The sequence below is a fragment of the Aquisphaera insulae genome, from assembly GCF_011064615.1.
GTDB classification, from domain to species: Bacteria; Planctomycetota; Planctomycetia; order Isosphaerales; family Isosphaeraceae; genus Aquisphaera; species Aquisphaera insulae.
The window spans coordinates 87,611-102,348 of sequence record NZ_JAALJH010000009.1 but is presented as its reverse complement, the minus strand read 5'-3'; the positions used below and the strand labels follow the sequence as shown (position 1 = coordinate 102,348).

Below are 14,738 nucleotides of genomic sequence, written 5' to 3'. Positions count from 1 at the left end.
CTCGGAAATTCTCGTTTCTGGGAATTATCGGGACCCTCTCACCGAATCCCCCGCATATCAAGAGGTAGAGAGCCGAATCACGATCCTGGGGATGATACGTTGGCTTATGGCACCAGAAATCTCGCCCCTCGTCACATGGGGGTTCTGTTCTCGTCGGGCCCGACCGGCGGTTTGACCGACGGCCAGCTCCTCGATCGGTTTGCGAACCGGCACGACGCGCCCGACGAGGCCGAGGCGGCGTTCGCCACGCTGGTGGACCGCCATGGCTCGCTCGTCTGGGGGATCTGCCAGCGGACCCTGGGCGACTACCACGGGGCCGAAGACGCCTTTCAGGCCACATTTCTGATCCTGGCCCGCCAGGGCGCATCGCTCTGGGTCGACGAATCGCTGGGAGGGTGGCTCCGACGCGTCGCGACCCGGGTCGCCTGTCGTGCCCGGGCCGAGGCCCGGCGCCATCCAGTCGGCGCGGACGCGGAGCGGCTGCCGGCCGACGGAGATTCCTGCCAGATCGCCGAGCGAGAGGACCTTCGCGCGGCCATCGCGACCGAGCTCTCCCGGATCCCCGGCAAGTTCCGGGCTCCCGTTGAGCTGTGCCACCTCCGCGGCCTGACGCAGGACGAGGCCGCCCGCCTCCTCGATCTCCCCGTCGGCACCGTGAAGAGCCGTCTGGACCGCGGTAAACGCCGGCTCCGCGAGGCCCTCACACGCCGCGGACTGGCCCCCGCGATCACGATCGCCTCGGCCTCGCCCGGAACGCGTATACCGGCCGCCCTCCCCGCATCCCTCGCCCGGAGTACGCTTCAACTCGCGATGGCTCAGTCCGGAGGAGTGAGAGTTGCCTCCGCCTCGGTGGCCGCGCTGGCGTCGCTCTCCACCGGCCATGCCCTCGTCGCCAAGCACTCGCTCCTGCTCGGACTCGCCTTCGCCGCCACTTCGATCGCGACCTGCGGTCTCGTTCTCACCGCCCACGGCACCACCTGGACCCCGTCCGATTCCGCCCTCCCCTCCCCGCCGCAGGCGACGAAAGCGGCGAGCCTCCCTCCCCCCGCGTCGCCTTCTCCCCGTCGCCCGACCCCGCCGGACGTCACCGGCTTGCTGACCTCACGCGACGAACCCGAGGCCCCGGAGACGAACCTCGGCGAGGCGATCCTGAAGGAATTGCGAGCCGAGCGGCGATGAGATCCGTCGGCCGCAAGGCTCGGCGAGGGGCGAGGACGGGGTGGTCTACTCTCGCGACCGAGCTTTCCGCAAGGGCCGGTGATAGAATCAGGCGGCAATGGCGTTCCACCATCTGCCTGCCTCCCCGGGACCGGCATCCGTCATGCGAATCGTCTCTCTGCTCCCGAGCGCGACCGAGATTGTCTGCGAGCTCGGGCTCGCCGACCAGCTTGTTGGCGTCACGCACGAGTGCGACTATCCGCCTTTCGTGCGGCGGCTCCCCAGGGTGACGCGGACGCTGATCCCGGAGATCGCGTCCAGCCGGGACATCGACGGCCTGGTCCGCGAGCGGCTGAAGACCGAAAGGGCCCTCTACAGCCTCGACCTGCCGACGCTCGAACGGCTCGAACCCAAGCTGATCGTTACCCAGGCCCTGTGCGACGTGTGCGCCGTGGCCGAGTCGGAGGTCACCGCCGCCGCCTGCCGGCTGCCCGGACGGCCGAAGGTCATTAACCTGGAACCCACCCGGCTGGCCGACGTTTTCGAGTGCCTCAACCTCGTCGGCGAGGCGGCCGGGGCGCCGGAACTGGGTCGGGTGGCCGTCGCCAGGCTTCAGGAGCGAGTGGAGGCCGTCGCGGGCCGGTCTCGCGCCGCGACGTCCCGCCCCCGGGTGGTCCTTCTGGAGTGGATCGATCCTCCTTTCTGCTGCGGGCACTGGTCCCCGGAACTGGTCCGGCTCGCGGGCGGCGTCGAGCTCATCGGCCGGGAGGGTGAACGCTCCCGGACGATCTCCTGGTCGGACGTTCTCCGCGCCGATCCCGAAGTCATGGTCATCGCCTGCTGTGGATTCGATGCCGAGCGGACCAGGCAGGATCTACCCATCCTTGCCGGTTATCGAGAGTTCGGCAGCCTGGCCTGTGTCCGCGCGGGGCGTGTCCACGTCGTGGACGGGAACGCCTATTTCAGCCGGCCGGGGCCGCGACTGGTGGACAGTCTGGAGATCCTTGCCCACGTGCTCCACCCCGACATCCATCCACCGCCGCCCGGTATGCCCCTGGCGCAGCGGCTGACCCCTCTGGACCTGGGCGTGGCGGAAGGCGTTCCCTCATGAGACCGAAGGCACTGCTGTCGTGGAGCTCTGGCAAGGACTGTGCGTGGGCGCTCCACCTGTTGCGGCAGCGGGGTGACGTCGAGGTGGTCGGGTTGGTGACGACGTACAACGAGGCGTTCGGACGCGTCGCCATGCACGGGGTCCGCATGGAGCTGGTCCAGCGCCAGGCCAGCGCCGCCGGACTCCCGCTCTGGGCCGTCCCCCTGCCATGGCCCTGTTCGAATGACATTTACGAGGCGCGAATGCGGGCCGTTGTCGAGCGGGCCCGGGATCAAGGAGTCCGCGCGTTCGCGTTCGGCGATCTACACCTGGCCGACATCCGAGCCTACCGCGAGCAGAAACTGGCCGGGACGGGCCTCGAGCCGCTGTTCCCGGTTTGGGGACGGCCCGAGGATACGCCGCGGCTGGCACGGGAGATGATCGCGTCCGGGCTCCGAGCGACCCTCACCTGCGTGGATCCGCGGCAGCTCGAGGCGAGATTCGCCGGGCGTACGTTCGATCTCGGGCTGATCGACGAATTGCCGGCGTCGGTCGACCCGTGCGGCGAACGCGGGGAGTTCCACACGTTCTGCCACGCGGGACCGATGTTCGAATCCTCGATCTCCATCACCGTCGGCGAGACGGTCGAGCGGGACGGCTTCTGTTTCGCCGACGTCCTCCCCGTATCGGAGTGGCCCCGGCAGGGCCGCGAGCCTGCGGCGTTGGTCGAGGGGGTGGATTACTACGTCGAGCAGGGTCGGTGGGTCTTCACCGCGGCGTATCACCGGAGACGCGGCTACTGCTGCGGGAGCGGATGCCGCCACTGTCCCTTTGACGGGGAGTCTGCGGTCGACGAGGGGAAAGTCCCGAACGAGGCCCGGGCGTGACATTCCGTGAAGAGGCTTCCCCCTCACCTGCTCACGCATGAGCAGGTGCGTCGGGCGGCCGGAGCTTCCGGCCTCTGCCTTGACAGTGCATCCGGGGGGCTCGCATCATGAGGTTCCTGGACGTCGGCATGGAGGGACTGCTCGACAGCCCGCAGCGACGACGACTTGCAAGCCTCGCGATGGCTCTTTTCTACGCGAGGTGAAGCCATAGGCGGGCCCCGGCCATGGTCGCCGACGCCCGGAGGATGGACTGGCCCCCCGGCGACGGGGTTGAGGGAGTGGACTTCGATGCGTACCGGTGCTCGGCACGGGCTTCTTGGTGGACTGGCGATCATGATCCTCAGCACGGCGGGCTATTCCGACGAGGGGATGTGGGTCTTCAATAACCTGCCCCTTGAAACACTCAAGGCGAAGTACGACTTCGTCCCGCCCCCGGGTTGGGCCGATCACCTGAGGTCGTCCGCGGTCCGGTTCAACAGCGGCGGGTCCGGGTCGTTCGTCTCGGCGGACGGGCTGATCATGACCAATCACCACGTCGGGGCGGACACCCTGGCGAAGCTGAGCAACAAGGAGAAGGACTACTATCGCGACGGCTTCTTCGCCAAGACCCGCGAGGAGGAGGTCAAGGCGCCGGACCTCGAGCTGAACGTCCTGGTGGGGATCGAGGACGTCACCGCCCGGGTGAATGCGGCGATCGAGCCCGGCCAGGACGACGCCAGCGTCGAGAAGGCCCGCCGCAAGGCCATGGCGGAGATCGAGAAGGAATCGACCGACAGGACCGGGCTCCGGAGCGACGTGGTCACCCTCTATCAGGGGGGACAGTATCATCTCTATACGTTCAAGAAGTACACCGATGTGCGACTGGTCTTCGCGCCCGAATTCGCGTCGGCCTTCTTCGGCGGAGATCCGGACAACTTCGAGTATCCACGCTACGACCTGGACGTCTGCTTCTTCCGGGCCTACGAGGACGGCAAGCCGGCCCGGCCGGCGAACTATCTGAAGTGGAGCAAGGACGGCGCGAAGGCGGGAGAGCTCGTCTTCGTGGCGGGCCACCCCGGCCGGACCGATCGGCTGAACACGCTGGCGAGCCTTCACTACATGCGGGACCAGGCCATGCCGGTCCTGCTGGACTACCTCCACACCAAGGAGGCGTTCCTCCTCGAGTATGGCAAGAAGGGGCCCGAGGCGTATCGGCAGTCGAAGGAGGACCTCTTCAGCATCCAGAACAGCCGCAAGGCCCGCGTGGGGGGCCATGAAGGCCTCCGCGACGAGTCGTTCATGGCCAGGAAGGCCCAGGGCGAGAACGAGCTTCGCTCGAGGATCGCCGCCAACCCGGAGAAGAAGGCCCTCTACGACAAGGCCTGGGACCGGATCGCCAAGGCCCAGGAGCACGCCGCGGCGATCCTTCGTCCGTATTCGTTCCTCGAGCGCGGATTCGCCTTCGATTCCGACCTCTTCCGGATCGCCCGCATCCTGGTCCGGCTGGCGGACGAGAAGGCGAAGCCGAACTCGGAGCGGCTCAAGGAATTCCGCGAGTCGGGCATGGCCTCGCTGGAGCTCCGGCTCTTCTCGGACGCGCCGATCTATCCCGAGTACGAGGAGGCGAAGCTCGCCCAGTCGCTGGCATACTGGAAGAAGGTCATGCCCGACCATCCGCTCGTCGAGCAGGTCCTGCGGGGACGTTCGCCGGAGGCGGCCGCGCACGACTTCGTCTCCGGATCCAAGCTGGCGCACGTCCCGGTACGCAAGAAGCTGGCGGCGGAGGGCAAGGCCGGGATCGCTGCCTCCGACGACCCCATGATCAAGCTGGCGCTGGCGGTCGACGCCGATGCACGGGCCGTCCGCAAGGAGCGGGAAGACAAGGTGGAGAGCGTGGAGGCCACGAACTACGCGCTGATCGCCCGGGCCCTCTTCGAGGATCGAGGGGACAGGGTCTACCCCGACGCCACATTCACCCTGCGGCTGGCCTTCGGGACGGTCAAGGGCTACGGGGTCGGCGGCAAGACGATCCCCCCCTTCACCACCATGGCGGGCGCCTTCCAGCACGCGGACGCCCACGGCAACAAGGACCCATACGTTTTGCCGGAGTCCTGGCACAAGGCCAGGGAATCCGGCGAGCTGAAGGGTGAAACGCCGCTGAACTTCGTCTCCACGGCGGACATCATCGGCGGCAACTCGGGGAGCCCGGTGGTCAACCGGAACAACGAGGTCGTCGGGCTGATCTTCGACGGCAACATCCAGTCGCTCGTCCTGGACTTCGGCTACGACGACAAGGTCGCCCGGGCCGTGTCGGTGGATTCGCGAGGCATCGTCGAGGCGCTCCGGTCCATTTACAAGACCGACCGGCTCGTCAAGGAGCTCACGGGCGAGTAAGGCCCGCGAGCGGACGCGAATCAGGAATGGCGAGAGTGCGAGCCGTTCAGGTCCGCCCCGGAGGTGCGGGCTTCCGGGGCGGCTCGACGTCTCGCCATCGTTCCTGACGGCGGTTGAGCAGTCGCGCGACGAAGGTGTCGTACTCTTCCTGAGAGCGCCGCTTCCTGGGATCCCAGCGACGCCCCTTCTCCCCGTTGCACCGGTCGTGGACGACGGCGAGGTTGGCGAGGTCCTGCCCGCCACCCCGGCTCCGGGCGCGGATGTGCTCGAGGGTGGCCCCCTCTCCGGTCCGGGCGTCGAACGCGAGTGGACCGTTGCAGATCAGGCACTTCCCGACCCAGTTCGGGCCCTCCCGGCGGAAGGTGCCATCGGTGGCCGCGACTCTCGAGAGGATCTCACCCTGGTTCATGACCGCGAGCCTCCGTCAGGCATCGGCGGCGAGGAGTCGCTGGCCGGGGCCGGGCGGGGCCGACTCCGGGCCGCCGAGCGCGGAGCGGACGAGGAGGAACTCGCCGACGTTCTCGAGCGAGAGCAGCCCGACGGTCCGGCCTCTCTCGGTGACCTGGAGGCACCGGAGCTGCTGGTCCCGGAGCGAGGCGACGGCCTGTTCCAGGTCGGAGGAGACGTCGAACGCGGGGAGCTCGGTGACGGCATGGTCCGAGACCGGACTCTCTCTCCCGGCGCTGGCGAGCCCGGCCATCAGGTCGGCCCGGGTGAGGATCGAGCGGAACTCACTATCGCCCGGCGTGGCCACGGGGAAATCGTGCTGGGTGCCGGCCAGGAGCAGGTCAGCCGCCCGGCCCAGCGAATCCGACGGGTTCAACGTATGGAAGTCCGTGAGCATCGCGTCCCGGACGCGGAGCCCGCGAAGCGCCATGCGATCCTCGACCTGGCGGGCCTCCGCCTCGGCGCCGATCCAGACGAAGAGGGCGATCAGCATGAGCATCGGGTTGGACTGGATCCCGACGAATGCGAAGCCGATCGCCAGCGCCTGGCCGATCGACGCGGCCAGCCGGGTCGCCTTCGCGTAAGGGAGGCGCATGGCCAGCAGTGCCCGCAGCATCCGGCCGCCGTCCATGGGGAAGGCCGGGATCAGGTTGAAGGCGACCAGGAAGACATTGACCTCGAGGATCCTCGGCCAGAAGGCGCCACGTTCCAGGTGTGCGGCGTCGTCCAGCGTGCCCGGGAACGGAACTCCGAAGCCCAGGTAGAGGACCAGCGCGATGGCGACGTTGACGGCGGGGCCGGCGGCGGCGATGGCGAGCTCCTGTCCCGGATGCTCCGGGATCCGCTGAAGCCGGGCGACGCCGCCGATCGGCAGGAGCGTGATGTCGGAGGTCGGCACGCCGAACCGCTGGGCCATCAGGGCGTGGCCGAGCTCGTGGAGGACGACGCAGGCGAAGAGCGTGATAAGGAAGAGGCCCCCCGCGAGGGCCGCGGTCAGCTCGTGATTCTGCCCCCACTGCGCCAGCATGATCCAGCCCAGCAGGATCAGGAAGGTCCAGTGCACGAAGATCGGGATGCCGGCCACCCGGCCGAGTTTCAGGGACCAGGACATGCGACTCGAATGCCTCCACCGCCTCGAGCCCCGGCGAGCCACGCGCCCGCGCCCCATCGTGGAGCCTCGTCGACGGGTCCACTCTAGCCGATCGTGATGATCCATTTCATCGTCGATCCGGGGGCGTAGGACGGCGGCAGCGCCCGGGCCGGCCGAGTGTCACGCGGATTTGACAGGCCGTACACGCGACCTAGACTCGTGTAAAGGGCGGTTGTGGAGGTAGAGAACTGGGGGATTGAGGTCGCGGCAACCAGGGGAGGCACCGTGGACATCCGATGCGAGACGCAGATCAGTCTCTCCCCCGTGACCAGCGAGGACTTCCCTACGGTCCCCGCCGCCGGGCCCCTCATGCAGTACCTGATCGTCGTCCGGGGCGGGGTCCCGGGGACGATGTTCCGGCTGGTCAAGAAGGTAAGCAGCCTGGGTCGAGCGGTCGAGAACACCTGCCAGCTTTCCGACGGGACGATCTCCCGCCGCCATGCCGTGATCACCATCGATGGCCAGGGGCACGCCTGGATCACCGACCTGGGGAGCACCAACGGCACGTTCGTCGAGGGGCGCAGGCTGTCGCCCAACACGCCGACCCGGATTCGAGACGGAAACCGTCTCCAGGTCGGCGACGCCACGCTCCTGAAGTTCGTCGCCCTGGACTCCTGCGAGGAGGATTTCCAGCGGATCATGTACGAGCGAGCGGTCCGGGACAACCTGACCGAGCTCTACAATCGGGGCTACTTCCTGAGCCAGGTCGGGCCGCTTGCCGAGCTGAACGCGATGTCGTCTCTGGGCCTGGCCGTGCTGATGGCGGATATCGATCGTTTCAAGGACATCAACGACACCCACGGGCATGATGCGGGGGATCTCGTCCTGCGGAAGGTCGCCGCGATCCTCCGGGAGTCGACGCGATCGGAGGACCTTCTGGCGCGTTACGGGGGAGAGGAATTCATCCTCGCCCTCCCGATCGGGTCGCTGGAGCAGGCCATGAACTGGGCGGAACGGCTCCGTTCCGCGCTCGCCGCGACCCCCGTGGCGATCGATGGCCGGTCGATCCGGGTGACGATGAGCATCGGGGTCGCCTTCCGCCAGCAGGGTGCTTCGGGGGGCCTGTCCGAGCTGATCACTCAGGCAGATCGGGCCCTCTACGAAGCCAAGCGGACGGGGCGAAATCGGGTGGTCTGCGCCAAGTCCGCGGTGGGAACCCCGTTCGGGAAGACGGAATCGGTCGACGGCTGCGTCTCCATCCTCGCGGTCTAGCGGCAAACGGGAGGTGGGCCGTCGCCAGGGCCGTCCGCCGGGGTTAAGATCGAACGGATACGGGCCTCGTGGCTCGGATGAGACCTCCACTCCGATCGATCAGGTAGGTGAATCGCCGTGACCCAGCCCGTGTCGACGTCCGCCCCGGCCCCCTTCAGTTTGGGCGTGTGCAGTTGGAGTTTGCAGGTGACGAGCATCCCGGAGCTCAAGGACCTGCTCTCGATCCTCAGTGTGAACCTCATCCAGATCGCCTGCGGCGACCCGCACCACGCCTCATGGGTCGAGGGGGATGACTTGCCGCAGGTGGCCAGGGCGTCCGGGATCGAGATGGCCGGCGCGATGCTGGGATTCCCGGGCGAGGACTACACGACGCCCGAGACGATCAAGGAGACGGGGGGCTTCGGCAAGCCCGCCTGGCGTGCGGAACGGCTGGAGCGTCTCGAATGGGCCCTCGATCGGACGAGGGCGCTGGGGCTCTCGGACCTCACGCTCCATGCCGGATTCCTGCCCGAGATCGGAGATCCGGGGCGCGGGCCATTCCTCGACACGCTGGCGAGGGCCGGCGAGCTCGCCGGCGGCAAGGGCGTGACGCTCGCCTTCGAGACCGGCCAGGAGTCGGCGGATCTCCTTCGGCGGACGCTCGACGACCTGGCGTCGCCCCACATCAAGGTGAACTTCGACCCGGCGAACATGCTCCTCTACGACATGGGAGACCCGATCCGGGCCGTCGAGATCCTGGGCCCCGACATCCGCTCGGTCCACGTCAAGGATGCGATCCGCCCGAAGAGCCCGGGCGCCTGGGGAGAGGAAGTCCCGCTGGGGCGTGGAGAGGTGAACATCCCCGAGTTTTTGCGGGCCCTGAAGCGGGTGGGCTTTCAAGGACCGCTCATCATCGAGCGGGAGGTGGGAGACCAGGCGGGCCGGCTTCGCGACGTGAAGGAAGGGCTGGGCTTCCTGCGCGATTGCCTCCGCGATTGAGCGACGCGAGCCGCCCCCACGAGGGGGCGGCTCGCATGATAAACCGCGCCAACCAAGCCGGGCCGATGGGCGATCCCATGACCCCGCCCGTCGGGCCGGACGTTTCGCTCAGCCGACCACGGACACGACCACATCGGCCAGCTCGCGGCCGGCCTCGGTCAGGGCGTAGAAATTGTGCTTGCCGGAGCGGCGAGGCTCGATCAGGCGGCCGTGCCGCAGGAGCGCGAGGTGGTGGCTGACCGCGGGCTGACTCTGGGTCCCGAGGTCGGCGCACAGCTCCGAAACGTTCCGTTCCTTCTCACTGAGCAACATGAGCACCTGAAGACGCGTCGGATCCGAGACCTGCTTGAGCAGCTCCGCGACCCGACGGATCTCCGCGAGGGATCGGCCGGACGCCGCGGCCTTGGACGAGCGTGACGAGCGGGTGGTGGTCGCAGCCATTTTTGTCTCAATCGCCTGAAATCAAGGGACTTAGGACACTCCGCACGGGGGCCGAGGAGAGGGCCCGTCGGATCGCGACATCGGCAGCTATGAATCGTTAAAGTTCATGATAGGATTGCGCGTCGAAAGCGTCAACCCCTCCTGGCACTTTCATTCAATTGAATCCTGTCGCGATATGAATTCTTGGAATCGGCATACGTGATTGACATTGCGGCTGGTCCGCCGGGCCTCGCGTTGTCCGCACCGTCGGGTCCGGCTTGTGGCGGGCCGGCCCAGGCCGTTAGAGTAATCTGAACGTTTGGTAGGATCTCGGGAGTCCGCGGGGTCGCCGCTCCCGCCGGGCGTGACGAGCAGGAGGAACCGGCCCGATGTCCGGAGCAGCGACGATGGTCACACCTCGGGACTTACGGACGACCGAGGCCGTCTATCAGCAGTGCATCCATCCGGCCTGTGGCGCGACATTCGGCGTCGAGGAAGTGCACTTCTCGTGCCCATCCTGCGGCAACCTCCTCGATGTCGTGTACGAATGGGATCGCCTCCCCGTGCCGGCCCGGCTTTCCGATTTCGAGCGCAAATGGTCCCGCCGGCTCGATCCGCTCTGTTTCTCCGGCGTCTGGAGGTTCCACGAGCTGCTCCCGTTTGCCCCGGCGCCCATGGTCGTGACGATTGGGGAGGGTCAGACCCTGCTGCAGCAGGCCGACAAGGTCGGCAGCTTCGTGGGCCTGGACGCTGGCCGCCTTCTCCTCCAATACGAGGGGATGAATCCATCCGGCAGCTTCAAGGACAACGGCATGACGGCCGCCTTCACCCATGCTCGGATGGTGGGGGCGACGCGGGTGGCCTGCGCGAGCACCGGGAATACCTCCGCGGCGCTGGCGGTCTATTGCTCGGCGACGAAGCTCGGGTTCAGGGCGATCATCTTCATCGGGTCGGGGAAGATCGCCTATGGCAAGCTGGCCCAGGCGCTGGATCACGGCGCCCTGACGATCCAGATCGTCGGCGATTTCGACGATGCCATGGCCCGGGTGCAGCAGGTGGCCGGGCGGATGGGGATCTACCTGATGAACTCGGTCAATCCCTTCCGGCTGGAGGGGCAGAAGACGATCATGTACCGGGTGCTCGAGGCCCTGGGCTGGGAGGTGCCGGACTGGATCGTCGTGCCCGGGGGGAACCTCGGGAATTCGAGCGCCTTCGGCAAGGCGTTCATCGAGCTGAAGCATCTCGGGCTCATCGACCGGGTCCCCCGCCTGGCGGTGATCAACGCCGAGGGTGCCCGGACGCTCGAGGAGCTGCACGGCCGGCAGGGGGTCACCTGGCGGAGCGGCCTGCCGGACATGGATCGCGTCGAGGCCTACTATGGGCGGCTCGATCGGGACGCGATCAAGGCCTCGACGATCGCCTCGGCGATCGAGATCAACCGTCCGGTGAACCTCAAGAAGTGCCTGCGTGCCCTGGAATTCTGCGACGGCGTGGTCCGCCAGGTCAGCGACCAGGAGATCATGGACGCGAAGGCCCAGGTCGGCGGCGGCGGGCTGGGCTGCGAGCCCGCGAGCGCGGCGAGCGTCGCCGGCGCCCGGCGGCTCCGCGAGGAGGGCGTGATCGCCCCCTCGGATCGAGTCGTCTGCATCCTGACCGGGCATCAGCTCAAGGATCCGACGGCGACGGTGGCCTATCACGGGACCGACGCCGAGAACTTCGCCAAGGTCCTGGGCGCCCGCGGCGTCAACCAGGCGTCGTTCGCAAATCGGCCCGTGGGCGTGGCCAACGACCTTGACGAGATCATCCGCGCGATCGAGCTCCGCTCGCGGGGCGAATCCCCCACGGGGAGCGGCGATCGACGTGCGTCCGAGTGACGACCGGCATCCTGTAAGAACGTTTTGGGACAGGAAGAGGGAGATCCGGAGTGGCGGCGACGAGACTATCCCTGGGATTGCATGGAGCCTCGGGCCGGATGGGGACGCGGCTCATCCAGTTGATCGCCCAGGATCCGGACGTTCGTCTGGCCTGCGCCGTGGAGCGCGGCGGGCATTCCAAGCTGGGGGAGGATGCGGGGAGCCTGGCGGGCCTGCCGCCGCTGGGCGTGCGGCTCGGGACTCTCGAGGATGCTCCGCCCGATCTCGACGCGATGATCGACTTCACGCAGCCCGGGGCCTCGCTGGCCTGTGCGGAGTTCTGCGCCGGGCACGGCATCCCCCTGGTCGTCGGGACGACGGGGTTCGAACCGGATCAGAAGCGGCGACTCGAGGGGCTGGGGGCGCGAACGGCCATCCTCATCTCGCCCAACATGAGCCGGGCCGTGAACCTACTGATGAAGCTGGTCGGGGAAGCGGCCCGGGCCCTCGGCCCGGATGTGGACATCGAGATCGTCGAGCGGCATCACCGCCACAAGAAGGACTCGCCCAGCGGGACGGCCCTTCGGCTCGCGGAGGTCGCGGCCCGGGGCGCGGGGATCTCGCGATTCGTCCACGGCCGCCAGGGGCAGGTCGGCGAGCGGCCTCGGGACGAGATCGGCATCCATGCGGTCCGGGCCGGCGATTCTCCGGGCGACCACACCGTGATCTTCGGGCTGATGGGCGAATCCCTGGAGCTGAGCCATCGGGCGCTCAATCGTGACGGCTTCGTCCGGGGCGCCATCGATGCGGCGAAGTTCCTGGCCGGCAAGCCGGCGAGGGTCTACACGATGGCGGAGGTCCTGGGCGACTGACGGCGGCGGCCCGTTGAGAGGCCGGCGGACCGGGACGAGGCGGAGGCGGCTCGCGATGGCCAAGTGTGACCAGGGATATCGCTGCGAAGTCTGCGGCCGGGATGTCGAGGGCATCGTCGAGTCCGACCTCTACCTTCGCTATGTCCTGGGAGAGGTCGACCCCGACCTCCTCCATCGACTCCCGGAGCGTCACATCGTCTGCAATCCCGTCCTGGCCCAGTTCATCGCAGCCCCCGGGTTCCCGCCGGTCCTGGTGGACGGACCGTTCGCCAGGGCCGAGCTCGATCCCGACTTCGTGACTCGCGAGGAGGCGAGGGTGACCGCCGGTTACCTGCGCCTGGCGGAGGTCGTGCGGCTCGGGCTGCCGATCCTCGAATATCCTCTGAGGGATCGAGCGGGGACCGAGACGGCCGCGGGCCCGAACGGCGGCGCGGACCGTCGAGGCGACTCCCCTCGGTGAGTCGGAAAGGCATGACTCGCATGGGGATCGACTCCCCACCACGGCCCGAGCCGAACTCACCCACGTCGGCCGAATCCAGTCGCGAGTGCGATGCCGTCCCGCATGCCGCCCGCCTCCTCTTCCTCGACGACGATCCGAGGCGGACGCGGAGCTTCCTGGAAATCAACCCGCATGCAGTCGCCGTGAGCACCGCCGAGGCCTGCGTCTCGCGGCTCGAAGATCCCTGGGATGAGGTCCATCTCGATCACGACCTTGGCGGCGAGGTGTACGTGGATTCAGGACGCTCCGATTGCGGCATGGAGGTGGTCCGCTGGATCGTCTCGAGGCCCGCGGGGCAATTTCACGACACGCTCTTCGTCATCCACACCCACAACGTGAAGGCGGCGGGCGTGATGTGCAGGGCGCTCAGGGAACACGGCCTGGCGGTCGTCTACCGGCCGTTCGGGATCAACGTCGACGAGTGGATCGAGGAACTGGCGGCCTCCGAGCCGGAGTGTCCGACCCCGGCGCTGAGGCTCCGAAGCTGGCCCGAGAGGCTCGCCGCAATCGTCCGACGCGTTGCCGGCTGGAGCAGCCGCCGACGATCCGGAGAGCTCCCGCCGGAGGGCTGACTCTCGGGCCCGGCACGATGATGGAAGACTCGGGAGGCGGTCGAGGAGAGAGTCCTGGCATCGGCCGCGAGCGATGCCGGCTCCCAACGCGTCCTCGATCCGACGACTGACCTCGTGTTTCGACGGCGGGCACGCGACAGTATCATGGCAACCGGGCCCGTGACGACGGAGAGCGTCGACTCGTCTCGAAGGATGCCGGGCGATTCAGGAGCATGACATGAGAGCGGTGATCACGGGCGGCGCGGGCTTTGTCGGGTCTCACCTCTGCGAACGATTCCTCGCCGAGGGCCACGAGGTCCTCTGCGTGGACAACCTGCTGACGGGGAGCCTGCGGAACATCGAGCATCTCGCCGCGAATCCGCGGTTCCGGTTCATGGAGCACAATATCTCCGAGCCCGTGGAGGTCGATGGAGCGGTGGATGCCGTGCTCCATTTCGCGAGCCCGGCCAGCCCGGCGGACTACCTCGCCCACCCGATCCCGACCCTGAAGGTGGGCTCGCTGGGCACCCACAATGCGCTGGGGCTGGCCAAGGCGAAGGAGGCCCGGTTCCTCCTGGCCAGTACGTCCGAGATCTACGGCGACCCGGAGGTTCATCCCCAGCGCGAAGACTACTGGGGGCACGTCAATTCGATCGGCCCGAGGGGTTGCTACGACGAGGCGAAGCGGTTCGCCGAGGCCATCACGATGGCCTACCATCGGTTCCACGGGGTTAAGACCCGGATCGTCCGTATCTTCAACACGTACGGGCCCCGGATGCGGCTCAACGATGGCCGGGTGCTGCCGAACTTCATGCATCAGGCCCTCCGAGGCGAACCGATCACGATCTATGGCAAGGGCGAGCAGACCCGCAGCTTCTGCTTCGTGAGCGACCTGGTCGAAGGGATCTACCGGCTGCTGCTCTCGGATTACAGCCTGCCGGTGAACATCGGTAACCCGACGGAGATCACGGTCTCCCAGCTCGCCCGGGAGATCATCGACCTGGTCGAGGGGACGAAAAGCACGGTCGTCTACCACGACCTCCCGGAAGACGACCCGAAGCGTCGCAAGCCGGACATCACGAAGGCCCAGACCCTCCTCGGCTGGAATCCGACGGTCGATCGGGCGGACGGCCTGCGGCGCACGCTCGAATATTTCCGCACCGTCCTGTGACGCGAGCTCGGGCCGCGGCTCCGGGGCACCTCCGCCGGATCGGGGGCGACCGTCGCCGACGCGTCCGGGGTCGTTCA

At 67.8% G+C, this 14,738-nt stretch carries 14 protein-coding genes; 11 read left to right on the top strand and 3 right to left on the bottom strand.

The window, feature by feature from the left end; genetic code table 11:
- Positions 1–99: 99 nt before the first annotated feature.
- The 4 genes from G6O54_RS07925 (at position 100) to G6O54_RS07910 (ending at position 5,508) form a co-directional block, all read left to right on the top strand.
- Positions 100–1,179 carry an RNA polymerase sigma factor gene (locus G6O54_RS07925; RefSeq protein WP_165222801.1) on the top strand — a complete coding sequence of 360 codons (1,080 nt, stop codon included), beginning with the start codon at positions 100–102 and terminating at the stop codon, positions 1,177–1,179.
- A gap of 142 nt (positions 1,180–1,321) precedes the next feature.
- Positions 1,322–2,269, top strand: coding sequence for a BtuF-related (seleno)protein (locus tag G6O54_RS07920; protein ID WP_165222798.1), 948 nt, complete (start codon positions 1,322–1,324; stop codon positions 2,267–2,269).
- Positions 2,266–3,135: a Dph6-related ATP pyrophosphatase gene (locus G6O54_RS07915; RefSeq protein ID WP_165222795.1), complete on the top strand. Its 870-nt coding sequence runs from the start codon at positions 2,266–2,268 to the stop codon at positions 3,133–3,135. The genes G6O54_RS07920 and G6O54_RS07915 overlap by 4 nt, the downstream gene beginning before the upstream one ends.
- 288 nt (positions 3,136–3,423) lie before the next feature.
- Positions 3,424–5,508 carry a S46 family peptidase gene (locus G6O54_RS07910; RefSeq protein ID WP_165222792.1) on the top strand — a complete coding sequence of 695 codons (2,085 nt, stop codon included), beginning with the start codon at positions 3,424–3,426 and terminating at the stop codon, positions 5,506–5,508.
- Positions 5,509–5,554: 46 nt separating this feature from the next.
- Here the strand turns inward: G6O54_RS07910 and G6O54_RS07905 are convergent, their stop codons facing one another.
- On the bottom strand, positions 5,555–5,917 hold the full coding sequence (locus G6O54_RS07905; protein ID WP_165222789.1) for an HNH endonuclease: 363 nt from the start codon (positions 5,915–5,917) through the stop codon (positions 5,555–5,557).
- A 15-nt stretch (positions 5,918–5,932) separates the two neighbouring features.
- The gene (locus G6O54_RS07900; RefSeq protein WP_165222786.1) at positions 5,933–7,066 is read right to left on the bottom strand and encodes a site-2 protease family protein; all 1,134 of its coding nucleotides are present in this window, start codon (positions 7,064–7,066) and stop codon (positions 5,933–5,935) included.
- A 264-nt stretch (positions 7,067–7,330) separates the two neighbouring features.
- Between G6O54_RS07900 and G6O54_RS07895 the strand changes: the two genes are divergently transcribed.
- Together G6O54_RS07895 and G6O54_RS07890 are read left to right on the top strand one after the other, a co-directional pair.
- Positions 7,331–8,317 (top strand): diguanylate cyclase, encoded by a 987-nt coding sequence (locus G6O54_RS07895; RefSeq protein WP_165222783.1) that lies wholly within the window; start codon positions 7,331–7,333, stop codon positions 8,315–8,317.
- Positions 8,318–8,503: 186 nt separating this feature from the next.
- On the top strand, positions 8,504–9,295 hold the full coding sequence (locus G6O54_RS07890) for a sugar phosphate isomerase/epimerase family protein (protein WP_250846765.1): 792 nt from the start codon (positions 8,504–8,506) through the stop codon (positions 9,293–9,295).
- A gap of 108 nt (positions 9,296–9,403) precedes the next feature.
- Here the strand turns inward: G6O54_RS07890 and G6O54_RS07885 are convergent, their stop codons facing one another.
- Positions 9,404–9,736 (bottom strand): ArsR/SmtB family transcription factor, encoded by a 333-nt coding sequence (locus G6O54_RS07885; protein WP_165222780.1) that lies wholly within the window; start codon positions 9,734–9,736, stop codon positions 9,404–9,406.
- A gap of 368 nt (positions 9,737–10,104) precedes the next feature.
- On the opposite strand from G6O54_RS07885, the gene thrC reads away from it, so the two are divergent.
- From thrC to G6O54_RS07860, 5 genes are all read left to right on the top strand, one after another.
- A complete protein-coding gene (thrC, locus tag G6O54_RS07880) occupies positions 10,105–11,589 on the top strand; it encodes a threonine synthase (protein ID WP_250846764.1) in 1,485 nt (494 codons plus the stop codon).
- Between the two features lie 50 nt (positions 11,590–11,639).
- Entirely contained in the window at positions 11,640–12,440 is an 801-nt protein-coding gene (gene dapB, locus G6O54_RS07875; RefSeq protein ID WP_165222777.1) for a 4-hydroxy-tetrahydrodipicolinate reductase, read from the top strand.
- 55 nt (positions 12,441–12,495) lie between these two features.
- A complete protein-coding gene (locus tag G6O54_RS07870) occupies positions 12,496–12,900 on the top strand; it encodes a hypothetical protein (protein WP_165222774.1) in 405 nt (134 codons plus the stop codon).
- An 11-nt stretch (positions 12,901–12,911) separates the two neighbouring features.
- Positions 12,912–13,511 carry a cyclic-phosphate processing receiver domain-containing protein gene (locus tag G6O54_RS07865; RefSeq protein WP_165222771.1) on the top strand — a complete coding sequence of 200 codons (600 nt, stop codon included), beginning with the start codon at positions 12,912–12,914 and terminating at the stop codon, positions 13,509–13,511.
- 217 nt (positions 13,512–13,728) lie between these two features.
- Positions 13,729–14,661, top strand: coding sequence for a UDP-glucuronic acid decarboxylase family protein (locus G6O54_RS07860; protein ID WP_165222768.1), 933 nt, complete (start codon positions 13,729–13,731; stop codon positions 14,659–14,661).
- Positions 14,662–14,738 lie beyond the last annotated feature (77 nt).

Excerpts from the sequence above, each read along its gene's own strand:
- G6O54_RS07920 (WP_165222798.1), top strand. The coding sequence starts at position 1,322 with ATGCGAATCGTCTCTCTGCTCCCGAGCGCGACCGAGATTGTCTGCGAG.
- G6O54_RS07915 (WP_165222795.1), top strand. The coding sequence starts at position 2,266 with ATGAGACCGAAGGCACTGCTGTCGTGGAGCTCTGGCAAGGACTGTGCG.
- G6O54_RS07910 (WP_165222792.1), top strand. The coding sequence starts at position 3,424 with ATGCGTACCGGTGCTCGGCACGGGCTTCTTGGTGGACTGGCGATCATG.
- G6O54_RS07905 (WP_165222789.1), bottom strand. The coding sequence starts at position 5,917 with ATGAACCAGGGTGAGATCCTCTCGAGAGTCGCGGCCACCGATGGCACC.
- G6O54_RS07900 (WP_165222786.1), bottom strand. The coding sequence starts at position 7,066 with ATGTCCTGGTCCCTGAAACTCGGCCGGGTGGCCGGCATCCCGATCTTC.
- G6O54_RS07885 (WP_165222780.1), bottom strand. The coding sequence starts at position 9,736 with ATGGCTGCGACCACCACCCGCTCGTCACGCTCGTCCAAGGCCGCGGCG.
- thrC (WP_250846764.1), top strand. The coding sequence starts at position 10,105 with ATGTCCGGAGCAGCGACGATGGTCACACCTCGGGACTTACGGACGACC.
- G6O54_RS07870 (WP_165222774.1), top strand. The coding sequence starts at position 12,496 with ATGGCCAAGTGTGACCAGGGATATCGCTGCGAAGTCTGCGGCCGGGAT.
- G6O54_RS07865 (WP_165222771.1), top strand. The coding sequence starts at position 12,912 with ATGACTCGCATGGGGATCGACTCCCCACCACGGCCCGAGCCGAACTCA.
- G6O54_RS07860 (WP_165222768.1), top strand. The coding sequence starts at position 13,729 with ATGAGAGCGGTGATCACGGGCGGCGCGGGCTTTGTCGGGTCTCACCTC.